6 protein-coding genes are annotated in these 12,000 nt (G+C 68.3%); 3 read left to right on the top strand and 3 right to left on the bottom strand.

From position 1 onward, the window contains the following. The first annotated feature begins 194 nt into the window (after positions 1-194). Positions 195-2,351, top strand: coding sequence for a TonB-dependent siderophore receptor (locus V2S85_RS10990; RefSeq protein WP_330702902.1), 2,157 nt, complete (start codon positions 195-197; stop codon positions 2,349-2,351). A 39-nt stretch (positions 2,352-2,390) separates the two neighbouring features. Here the strand turns inward: V2S85_RS10990 and V2S85_RS10985 are convergent, their stop codons facing one another. From V2S85_RS10985 to V2S85_RS10975, 3 genes are read right to left on the bottom strand one after another with little or no spacing between them, the layout of a single operon-like run. Beyond that, entirely contained in the window at positions 2,391-3,683 is a 1,293-nt protein-coding gene (locus V2S85_RS10985) for a purine-cytosine permease family protein (protein ID WP_330702901.1), read from the bottom strand. Next, positions 3,668-4,804: a DUF917 domain-containing protein gene (locus V2S85_RS10980; RefSeq protein WP_330702900.1), complete on the bottom strand. Its 1,137-nt coding sequence runs from the start codon at positions 4,802-4,804 to the stop codon at positions 3,668-3,670. Before V2S85_RS10980 ends, V2S85_RS10985 begins: the two co-directional genes overlap by 16 nt. Then, positions 4,794-6,404, bottom strand: a complete 1,611-nt coding sequence (locus V2S85_RS10975; RefSeq protein ID WP_330702899.1) for a hydantoinase/oxoprolinase family protein — start codon at positions 6,402-6,404, stop codon at positions 4,794-4,796. The genes V2S85_RS10980 and V2S85_RS10975 overlap by 11 nt, the downstream gene beginning before the upstream one ends. Positions 6,405-6,856: 452 nt before the next feature. Between V2S85_RS10975 and V2S85_RS10970 the strand changes: the two genes are divergently transcribed. Together V2S85_RS10970 and V2S85_RS10965 are read left to right on the top strand one after the other, a co-directional pair. After that, positions 6,857-9,580: a helix-turn-helix transcriptional regulator gene (locus tag V2S85_RS10970; protein WP_330702898.1), complete on the top strand. Its 2,724-nt coding sequence runs from the start codon at positions 6,857-6,859 to the stop codon at positions 9,578-9,580. Between the two features lie 223 nt (positions 9,581-9,803). Then, positions 9,804-11,918, top strand: coding sequence for a TonB-dependent siderophore receptor (locus V2S85_RS10965; RefSeq protein ID WP_330702897.1), 2,115 nt, complete (start codon positions 9,804-9,806; stop codon positions 11,916-11,918). Positions 11,919-12,000: the final 82 nt, after the last annotated feature.

Genomic DNA, 12,000 nt, shown 5'->3' with positions numbered 1-12,000 from the left:
CGCGACGGCGCCGCTTTCGCACATCGCTGGTATGAGAAGATAGCCAGTTTGTTATTGCCTGAAAGCCCCCGCAACCGCAGCTTTGCGGCACAGACAAAGAGACCGGAGGCCCTGCCAGGCAGCGCCTCACAAGCCGCAGCGGTGCGACAACGATCGCTTTTCCGCACCTGAAACCATGCCCACAGGGGGGTATCATGACGAAGTCCAGACAAGGTTCCATCGCGTTCGCAAACCAGGCCGGCCATCCGCGCCACGGACGGGTGCTCCAGCGCCTGCTGACCGGCGCGGCCGGCATCGCGCTCGCCGCCATGCCGACGCTGGCGCAGGCGCAGGACGCGGAGGGCGACAAGACCTCGGGCGACGAGATCGTCGTCACCGGCGTCACCGCGCCGACGACGACCTCGACCGGCCTGCCGCTCACTTTCATGGAGACGCCGCAGTCGGTGACGATCATCGACCAGAAACGCATCCAGGACTACTCGCTGACGAGCATGAAGGAACTGCTCAAGCAGGTCGTCGGCGTCAACGTGGCCGACTACGAGACTGACCGCACGTCCTACAACGCTCGCGGTTTCGACGTCACCAACTTCCAGGTCGACGGCATCGGCCTGCCGCTGCTGGGCAACATCACTTACGGCGACACCGATAGCTTCCAGTACGAGCGCATCGACATCGTGCGCGGCGCCAACGGCCTGACCACCGGCATCGGCAACCCTTCGGCGATGATCAACTACGTCCGCAAGCGCCCGCTGGGCGAGACGCACGTTTCGGGCGCGGTCTACGCCGGTTCGTGGAACACCTGGCGCGGCGAGCTGGACGTCTCGACCCCGATCAACGAGAACTGGGGCATCCGCGTCTACGGCGCGCACGAGGAAGGCGACAGCTACCTCGACAAGTACAGCCACAACCGCGACCTGATCGGCGCCGTGGTGTCGGGCAGGCTGACGCCGGAACTGACCCTTACCGCCGGCTACAGCCTGCAGGAACAGATGAGCCGCGCCTCGTCGTGGGTCGGCCTCTACTTCTACGATACCGACGGCAACCGGATCGACTACGATCGCTCGGAGAACTCGGCACCTAGCTGGGCCTACTGGCCGACCAAGGACCAGGACGCCTACACCGAGCTGGCCTGGGCCTCGGGCGACTGGACGATCAAGGGCGTCGCCAGCTACCGCAAGTACGACAGCGCGCCGCGCCTGCTCAATCCGACCGGCAACCCCGATACCGAAACCGGCTACTACACCGGCGACTCCTCGGAGTTCACCACGCGGAGCGAACGCATCATGGGCGATCTCTTCGCCAGCGGCTCGTTCCACCTGTTCGGGCAGGAGCACAAGCTGACCATGGGCCTGTCCTATGCGCGCGGCCATGTGAAGGAATACCAGGGCCGCGCGAACGTCGGTCTGGGCCTTGGCGTCGTGCAGCTGCCGGACTTCAACTCGGCGGACCGCTTCAATCCCGAACTGCCGACCTACAATCCCAAGGCGCTGACGCAGGACGAGACCAACGAGCTGCTGCGCGCCTATATCGCCAGCCAGATCAACTTCACCGATGCCCTGCACCTCGTCGCGGGCGCCAGCTACGCCAAGCTGCGGGACAAGGGTTTCAGCTACGGCCAGGATCTCGATACCAGCCAGGGCAAGCTCAGCCCCTATGCCGGCCTGCTCTACGACGTGACGCCGTTCCTGACCGCTTATGCGAGCTATACCTCGATCTTCTATCCGCAGAACTATCTCGACATCAACCACCACCAGCTCGATCCGGTGCGCGGCACCAACGTCGAGGGCGGCCTGAAGGCGAACCTGTTCGACAAGCGCTTCTACGTCAGCGCGGCGGTGTTCCGTTCGGAGCAGAAGGGGCTGGCGACGGCGGCCGGATCGGTGCCTGACGAGGAGTTCGGCAACTTCTTCTACTATACCGCCGCCAGCAAGATCCGCAGCCAGGGCCTCGAACTGGAAGTGGCCGGACGCATCACGCCGAACTGGGAACTCAGCGGCGGCTACACCAGGCTGTCGCTCAAGGATCAGGACGGCGTCAAGGCGCGCGGCTTCATCCCGCGCCAGACGCTGAAGATGTCGAGCACGTATACGGTGCCCGAGTTCAACAACCTCTCGGTCGGCGCGCAGCTACGCTGGCAGAACCGGGTGGAGACCGCGATGCTTTCGCAGGGCGCCTTCGCGATCGTCGACGTGCAGGCCGGCGTCGATGTCATCGAGAACGTGCGGGCATCGGTGGTGGTGCGCAACCTGACCAACAAGCTGTACTTCACCACGCTGTATTACGGCGACTATGGCATCGGCCAGTACGCTGCGCCGCGCAGCTTCACCGCGTCGGTCGCCTACCGCTTCTGAGCAGGGGTGCGGGGGGAGGGCCATCCTCCCCCCCAACATCTACCGGCGGCCCGCGATCCGCATCAGCCCAAGGTACAGCACGCTGGCGAGGATCACCGCGTCGAGCGCGGGGATCGTCGTCACCGAGAAGTCGTAGTGCAGCGCGATCCCCGCCAGCCCGCTGGTCACCGCCCAGGTGGCGACGGCGGGCCAGTGGATGCCGGACAAGTCCTCGATCGAGCGGGCCGGATCGACATTGCGGAACCGCGTCCAGCCGTCGATGACATAGATCGCGCCGAAGGGCGGGATCGTCACGCCCAGCAGTACCAGGAACGGGATGAACCCCTCGATGATGCCCATCAGTGCGAGCGCGGTGCCGACCACCGTTCCGCCCAGGATGAAGGCCCAGCGCGGCACCCTGGGGAAAGTCGCCGAAAGCGACAGGCTGGCCGAATAGAGATTGAGCGAATTGAGCGTCCAGGTCGGCATGACCAGCAGCAGCAGTGCCCAGGCGCCGAACCCGAAGCCGGTTATCATGCGCATGATGTCGGTCTCGCCGGTCGCCAGCGCGGCAAGCGCGGCGCCCGCCATCAGCAGCGGCGCGGTGAAGGGATAGGACAGCGCCATGCTCAGCACCGCGCCCTTGCCTGAACGGGTGTAGCGCGACAGGTCGGGCAGGGTGGTGATCGTCAGCATGTCGCCGCCGATGATGGCCGAGACGGCTATCCCGAAAGTCATGTGGTAGGGGCTCGTCGCCGGCGGGGCCAGCACGATGCCGTGGCGGCGCGCGGCGGCGATGCAGACGGCGAGGATCATCGCCGCCAGCAGCGGCACGCCGATCATTGCCAGCCGGTCCAGCGCGCGGAAGCCGACCAGCGTGGTCAGCGCCATCAGCGCCGCGCCCGCGACGACGATGATCGTGAAGTCGGGGGCAAAGCCGAAGCCCTCGCCCGCCGCCGCGATCGCGTCTCCCAGGAACGAGACGTTCACCCCGAACCAGCAGAAGTGGACGATCGCGATGATGATGTTGACCAGCCCCGCCCCGCGCAGCCCGAACGAGCGCCGGATCAGCAGGTAGGTGTTGAGCCGCGAGCGCACCGCCACCAGCGAGGTCAGGCAGCCGCCCAGGCACAGGCACGTCCCTGCCAGGAACGCCGCCAGCACCGCCGGCCAGAAGCCGAGCGCCAGCGATGTTTGGGCGCCGTTGAGGAAGGTCGGCAGCGAGATCGAGAAGCTGGCGATGATGAGCGCCACGCGCCACCCGCCGACGGTCAGCGCCTCGGGCAGCGGGGCGTTGGCGTACTGGTCGCCGGCTTCGTGATGCGCTTCGTGATGACTTACGGCTTCAGCCAAGCGGCGATCTCCTCGATGGGCACGTAGTCCTGGGCATAGCCGAAGGCGCGCGGGCCGACGAACCGCAAGGCGCGGTCCTCGCGCAGGATCGCCGGGGCCGCGGCGCCGACGACCTTGACGCGCTGGCCGTATTTCAGGCGCTCGGTGGTGATGCTGTCCGCCGTCTCGCGGTCCATCACCGTCAGGATATCGGGCACCATGGCGACGACCTTGCCGTCGCGCCGCGCCATCAGGTTCTCGTTCTGGAAATCCAGTTCCATCCGGTTGGCACCGTCGAAGCTTTCGAACACCACCCGGCCGACCGAGAAGCCGTCTTTCGTCTCGCGCTCGATGTCGGTGATCTTGCCGTCGAACAGCACGCCCGCGTGCGGGTAGAGCCCGGTACGCTCCAGCGCCGCGAACATTGCCGCGAAGGGATCCCCGGATGCCGCCCGCGCCTTGCGGATCGCCGCGCCGACGTCGCGCGCGGCGGTGATGGTGCCGTGGATCGCGTGGTCCTTGGCCTCGCGCCCGGACAGCGGGTACTCGACGAGGTGGGCGATCCCGCCGACCGCGACCGAGAGCGCGCGGGCGAGCCGCTCGTGCGCGAGGTTGTCGCCGGTCTCGATCAGGCTGAGCGAGCCGGCCGCGTCGGTCAGGATCGAGGGGCAGGCCGAAAGGCCGCGGATGTTGAAGATCGCCATCTGCGATTCGGGAAAGGCGCGGCCCATGCCGTCGCAGTCGAGCACCGGGATGCCGAGCCGGGCAGCGGCGAACAGGGGCGCGAGGCCGTTGCTGCCGCCGATCTCGATGGGGATCACCGCGTCGATGCGACGGCCCATGATCTGCTCCAGCCGCCTCAGGCCATCGACCGCTTCGCGGCCGTTGGGCAGCTTTTCGACCGAGACGGTCGGCGCGCCGATCCAGCCGCAGGGAACGACCAGCGCATCGTCGGGCAGCGCGTCGAGGCCGATCACCTCGAAGGGCCCGCGCCGCTCCAGTTCGGCTTCGGCCAGCAGCGTGGCGTAGTAGGGATCGCCGCCGCCGCCCGAGCCGAGGAAGGCGGCGCCGAGGGCGAGGTCGCCGATCGCCTCGCGGTCAAGTAGCATGGGCCCGGATAGGAGGGTGTCGTCAGGCTGCATGGGAAGCTCCGAGAGAAGGCGTGGCCGGCGCGGCAAGGTCGGCGACGACGCGCACGCGCACTTGCACGGCGCGGCCGGGCAGGTAGCTGAGCGGGGTTTCCTCGACGTCCACGGTCGCCAGGGTGGCGGGGTCGCCGCCGCCGGCCAGCACTTGTTCGCGGGCGAGGGCGGCGACATGCTCGATGGCCTGCTCGCGCTCCATCGCCTCGTAGCTGACCACGCGTTCGACTTGCGCGCCGGCCTGGGCGATGGCGGCGCCGACGGCGTTGGCGACTTCGGCATGCGGTGGGCGGATCACTTGCGAGACACCGCGCAGGTCGCCCGGAATGAGGAAGTTGCCGCCGCCGACGGCCAGCACCGGCACCGCGCCGCGCGCGGTCTTCATGCGATCGACGCCGTCCTCGATCATCGCGCGCATCCGGGCCTGCAGCGCGGCGAGCACGGTGGGCGACAGGGCCGGAAGGCGATCCGCCGAGCCGAACGCGACGACGCCGGCGATGCGCGCGACGTCGCTGGTGGTCAGGGTATCGCCGCCGAACAGCATGCCGTCCTGCGTCAGCCGGTAGCCGAGCGAATCCGGGCCGATGCGCAGGGCCGCCTCGTCCAGCGCCGCGGCGCCGTAGAGCGCCGGGTCGAGGTGGACGCGGGTGCCGCCGCCGAGGCCGATCGCCAGTACGTCGGGCATGCGGAAGTTGGTCCGCACCCCGCCTATGTCGGCCGAGATCGCGGACTCGCGCGGGTAGCCGGAAGACAGGGCGCCGATGTCGGTGGTGGTGCCGCCCACGTCCATGACGATGGCGTCGGCCATGCCGCTGAGGAAGGCGGCGCCGCGCATCGAGTTGGTCGGCCCCGAACCCATCGTCATGACCGGATAGGCCTCGGCCTGCGCCGCCGAGGCGAGGGTGCCGTCGTTCTGCGAGATGTAAAGCGGCGCGCTCACGCCGATCGCCGCCACCGCGCGCGAGAACGAGCGCACGACGCGCCGCGCCAGCGTGGTCAGCGCGGCGTTGAGGATGGCGGAGTTCTCGCGCTCGATGAAGCCGATGCGGCCGATCTCGTTGGACAGGGTGATCGTCGCCTCGGGATGCACCTCGCGCACGATCGCGGCGGCGCGGTGCTCCATGTCGGCGTTGATGGGGGAGAAGGCGCAGGTCACCGCCACGGCGGTCACGCCCTCGGCGCGCAGCTGGGCTGCGGCGGCGCGCACCGCTTCCCCGTCCAGCGGGGCCATCTCGCGCCCGTCCACCTCGTAGCCCCCGGGCAGCAGGAAGCAGCGGCGGCCGATCACCTCGACGAGATCGCGCGGCCAGGCGGTGAGCGGCGGCAATGCCTCGCCCGAGGGGCTGGCCAGGCGAAGCACGCCGACGCGGTCCAGCTCGCGCCGCTCGACGAGGGCGTTGACGAAGTGGGTGGTGCCGATCGTCACCGAGGCGACGGCGGCCGGGCTCGCGCCTGAATCGGCCAGCACGACGCGGATCGCGCTCGCCACGCCGGTCTCGACATCGGCCGAAGTGGGCTGCTTGGTCCAGGCGAGTACCTTCCCGCCATCCATGAGGACCGCGTCGGTATTCGTGCCCCCGACATCGACGCCAATGCGCACTCGCTTCTCCATCACCTTGGTGGAACCCTGTTGCCCGTTCTCGGGGCCTGCGCCGGGATTAGGAGGCGGCGCGGTGCGGCCGCAACGCGCAAGACGGGTGGGCGGGGCCGGGCAAACGGGTAAACGGTGGTCATGCCGGGGTAGCGCCCTGCGCTGCCGCCGAAAGCCGGCCGGGCGCGAATCGGGGGCTCGGAGTCCGTTCGAGAAATCGCGGAAGAGCGATTTTCCAAGGCGGTACCGGCCCGCTCCCCCGCCCGGCCACCCATAGAATGCTGCCGTTGGGCGGCCGGGCGGAGGAGCGGGCCGGTGCCGCAATGCACCCAGAAGCGCATTCCCATACGGTATCTCAGGCTGTTGTGGGCTTGAGCGGACAGGACTGCTCGCCTAGGTTCGGCGTCAGGAAGAGCGGGCCTGAGGGACGGTAACGGGGGTTCGCGACAGGGTTGTGACGCGTGGATGAGTTGATTCGCACCAAGGTGGCTCCGCCGATCTGGCTTGGAAGCCAGATCCGCCGCGATCCCCTGCTGGAGCGGCTCGACGAGGCGCTGGAGCGGCGCATGACGGTGATTCATGCGCCCGCCGGCTACGGCAAGACCAGCCTGCTTTCGCAATGGCGCCATCGCTGCGAGGAACGGGCGATCCTGATCGGCTGGCTGACGCTGGAGCGCGAGGACGTCGATCTCCAGCGCCTCTCGCGCTATCTGATCCTTGCCCTCGAAGGGCCGATTGGCGGCGGGGACGACGTGTCGAGCGACCTGCCGCCGCGCGCCGCGCTGTCCGCGATCATCAACCGCATCGCCCGCGAGGAGCGGCCGGTGGTGCTGATCTTCGACGATTTCCACCGGGTCGAGGGGGGCGAGGTCAACGCCTTTGTGCAGTCGCTGATCCGGCTGGCCCCCAGCAACTGCCACTTCGTGATCGCCTCGCGCGATTATCCCTGGCTCGGCCAGTCGGTGCTGGCCGCCGAGGAACAGCTGATCGAGCTGACCAGTGAGGATCTGCGCTTCAACCGCTCCGAGGCCGAGGCGCTGCTCGACCGGGCGCAAGTCGCGACGCTTTCCGGGGATGCGCTGAAGGCGCTGGTGGACCGCTCGGAGGGCTGGCCGCTGGCGCTGCAGCTGACCTCGCTCTCGCTCAAGCGCGGGATCGACCATGCACGGCTGACGGAGCGGTTCAGCGGCTCCAGTTCCGATCTGGCGCGCTATCTGTCGGAACAGGTGCTGACCTCGCTCCCCGCCGAAGTGCAGGATCTCGTCACCGCCACCGCGCTGCTCGACCGGCTGACCGGCGAGGCGGTCAACGCGCTGTGTGAACGCGGCGACGGGTGGCTGGTGCTCGAACGGCTGGAGCAGCAGGGCCTGTTCCTGAGCCCGACGGGGGAGGGGCGCGACGCCTATCGCTACCACCAGCTTTTCGCCGAATACTTGCGCGACCGGCTGGCGCGGCAGGATCTGGCGCGGTTCCGCATGCTCAACGCCCGCGCCGCCCGCCACTATGCCGAGACGGGGATGATCTCGGCGGCGATCGGGCATGCCATGCAGGCGCAGGACGCCGCGCTGGTGGCGACGATCCTGGAGGAAGGCGGCGGCTGGCGGCTGGTGCCGCAGGGGCATCTGGCGATGGTCGAGGCGGCGCTTGCCCGGCTGACGCCCGACCAGATCCATGCCAGCACCCGGCTGGCGCTGGCCGAGGTCTACGTCCACATCAAGCACGGCCGGATCGGCGCGGCGCGCGCCGCCTACGACCGGATCGAGGCCGATGCCGCCGATGCCCCCGCCGGGCTGCGCGGCGAAGTGCGCGTCGTCGGCGATACCCTTGCCGACTACGAGAACCTGCCCGTCACGCTCGATGACCTGCGCGAGCGCGAGGCCCTGCTGCGCGCGCTGCCGGCGGACGACCATCTCGTCCTCGCCAACTTCACCGAGACGCTGGCGGCCAAGTATCTGGAAGGCGGCTGGCTGGAGCGGGCGCTGGAGCCGCTGCGCGACGCGCGGCTGCATTACCAGGCGCTCGGATCGCTCTACAGCGAGGTGTTCACCCATTTCATCGAGGCCCGCATCCGCCATGCGCAGGGACGGATCAACGATGCCGCGACGATCATCGCCGGAATCCGCGAGGTCATCGAGGTCAACTTCGGACCGCGTTCGGACCTCGCGGCGAACTGCGCTGCGTTCCAGGCCTCGGTGTTCTACGAGCAGAACCGGATCGACGAGGCGCAAGTGCTGCTGGACTGGGCGCTGCCGCACATGGACCAGTCGGACGCCTGGGTCGATGTCTACGCCGCCGCCTACCTCACCGCCGCGCGCTGCGCCGCCGCGCGCCATTGCCTGCGCGACGGCTTCGCCATGCTCGAGCGTGCCGAGGCGGTCGCGGCGCCGCGGGGCTTCCGGCAGCTCAGCCTGCTGGCGGGACTGTGCCGGCTGGAACTGCTGATCGCGCATGAGGCGCCGGCCGAGGACGTGGAGGCCTGCGCCCGGGCGCTTTCGCTGGACGAGCTGGCCGAGGCGATGACGCTGGAAAACCCGCTCTACCGCCCGGTGGCGACGGCGGCGGCGACCTGCCGGGCGGCGCTGCGCCTCGCCTCGGGCGATGCGGCGGGGGCGCTGGCGGATCTTGCGGTGCTGCAGGGCTGGGCGATCCGGCACGGGGCCGGGCGCACCCTCGTCGATGTCCTGATCCTGCGCGCGCAGGCCCTGCGGGAGACCGGGGGCGCCCCCGAAGCCGCTTTCGACGAGGCGGTGGGCATGTCGATGTTCCAGTCGCTGGTGCGCCCGTTCCTCGACTGGGAGCGCTTCGTGCGGCCTTCGATCGACGGGGGCGCGACGGGCGGCGGCCGCGCGGAAGGCGGCGAGACCAACCGCTATCGCTCGCAGTTCCTGGCGGTGATCGGGCGGGCGCTCTCCGCCCGGGCGCAGCCGGGGGAGGAAGGCGTGCTCAACGATGCAGAGGCGGAGATCCTCGTGCATCTGAGCCGGGGCTATTCCAACAAGGAGATCGCGCGGCTCATCGGCATGTCGCCCGATACGGTGAAGTACCGATTGAAGTCGGTGTTTCGCAAGATCGGCGTGGACAAGCGCCGCGATGCCGTGCGCGTCGCGATGGAGCAGGGGCTGATCCCGGCCAGCGAACTGCCGCTCGATCCCCCGGGCGATTCCCCGTTCGACGGCGGCGCCTGAGAGCCTGTTCCGCACATTCGCCGCGGGCGAATTTCGCTGCGCCGGCCCGTTCCCCCACCCGTCTACCCACGGGCTTACCCGTCGAACCACCCCGATTACCCCGATTTTGACGTGGTCGTGAGCGCCGCCTGTTGTTCAATGGGCGTGCAAAGCAGGAGGACCGCTCGGAGGCCGAAAACAGCCCCGGGATTCGGATCGGAAACAGTATTTAAAGGGGAATGACATGGGTACTGCACTTAGGGGCTCTGGAACCGCATCGTATCGCCGCACCCGCACGGCGCGCCTGACCGGCGCACTGCTGGCCTCCTGCACTTTCGCGCTGCTGCCGGGCATGGCGCAGGCCGACGAGGCCGAGACCACCGGTTCGGGCAAGGACGAGATCGTCGTCACCGGCCGCGCCACCACCGGCACCAAGGTCGACACCGACATCATGCAGGTGCCGCAGTCGGTCAGCGTCATCACCGCGCAGGACGTCAAGGACCGCGCGGCGGTCAACTTCCAGGATATCTTCCGCTACAGCGCTGGCGTCCAGACCGAAAGCCAGGGCGTCGACACCCGCGGCGACTTCATGAGCGCGCGCGGTTTCGACACCGTGCAGTACCTCGACGGCATCAACCGCATGCCCAGCTTCGTCTACGGCGCGCGCATGGACGTCTTCACGCTCGAACGCGCCGAAGTGCTGCGCGGACCGTCCTCGGTGCTCTATGGCGCGGGCGGTGCCGGCGGCATGTTCAACGGCGTCTCGAAGCGCCCGCAGGAGACCTTCGGCGGCGAGATCGACGTGATCTACGGCACCGACGACACCAAGCAGATCAACCTCGACGTGACCGGCCCGATCACCGAGGGCGTCTCGGCGCGTCTGGTCGGCGTGGCGCGTGACGGCAACCTGCAGCAGCCCTCGCAGAAGAACAACCGGCTGCTGCTGATGCCTTCGGTCACCTTCAAGCCGGGTCCGGACACCGAGATCACCGTGCTCGGCCTCTACCAGAAGGACCGCCTCGGCAGCCAGACCTACCTGCCGATCAGCAAGACCATCGGCGCCGACAACGACAGCGTGAAGGTCTCTCCCGACACGTTCCTGGGCGAGCCCGGCTACAACCACACCGACACCGACTACAAGGCGGCAAGCCTGCTGGTCACCCAGCGCTTCGGCGACAACGTGACCTTCAGCAGCAACACCCGCTACTTCAAGAACGACATCGACTACGCCGAAGTCTACGGCCTCGCCACGTATGCCGACACCGAGCGCACGCTGGTCAATCGCGCGTGGTACGTGATGCAGCAGCAGAGCAAGGGCGTCGCCACCGACAACCGCATCTCGGTCAAGCTGACCACCGGCCCGGTCGAGCACCAGCTGCTGTTCGGCGTGGACTACACCTGGTTCAACCAGAGCAGCGACCAGGGCTGGGGCTACGACCTGGGCGGGTTCGACATCTACAACCCGACGTACGGGCAGACGATCCCGACGACGACCTTCTGGTCCCCCCGGACGACCAACACGCAGCTCGGCTTCTACTTCCAGGACCAGATGCGCCTGTGGGACCGCGTCTCGGTGGTTCTCGGCGGCCGTCACGACAAGGCGACTTCCAAGGCGGACGGCGTCAAGCTGCCCGACAACACCGCATGGACCTTCCGCGCCGGCGTGATCGGCGACGTGACCGACACCTTCTCGGTCTATGCCAACTACGCCGAATCGTTCCTGCCGGTGTTCGGGCAGAGCGTGCAGGGCCAGGTCTACGTGCCGCGCACCGGCCGCCAGTACGAGGCGGGCGTGAAGTTCCAGCCGTTCCGCGGCGCGCTGCTGTCGGCGGCGGTGTTCGACATCAAGGAGAACAACGGCCTGCAGGCCGATCCTAACGACATCCAGAACATCATCCAGCGCGGCCAGGTGAAGTCGCGCGGCGTCGAAGTCGAGGGCAGCCTGCGCCTGCCGGGCGACGTGAACGTCACCGCGGCCTATACCTACCTCGACGCGCACAATCTCAACGACGACGGCAGCAACGGCCTGCGGCTCGCGAACCTGCCCAAGCATGCTGCATCGGTCTGGGGCACGAAGAACTTCGCGCTCACCGACAAGATCGGCGCGCGCGTCGGTGGCGGCATCCGCTACACCGGCGAGAAGCCGGACAGCTTCGAGAACTTCACGACGCCGTCCTACACGCTGGTCGATGCGATGTTCGAGGTGACCTACGACAAGTGGTCGCTGGGCATCAACGCCAGCAACATCTTCGACACCACCGTCTACACCAACTGCAACTGGGATCCGGCCAACACCGAGGGCTATTGCTACCTCGGCAAGGATCGCACGATCCTGGCCACGCTGCGCCGCACTTTCTGATACCCAACCAGCCTCGGGAGGGTCGGTGCGAGCCGGCCCTCCCGTTCTTTTCGGTCGCACAGAGATATTTCGAGGACGCCCC

It is taken from the genome of Novosphingobium resinovorum (assembly GCF_036352595.1).
GTDB lineage: Bacteria > Pseudomonadota > Alphaproteobacteria > Sphingomonadales > Sphingomonadaceae > Novosphingobium > Novosphingobium resinovorum_B.
This window is presented reverse-complemented; position numbering and strand designations above follow the sequence as displayed.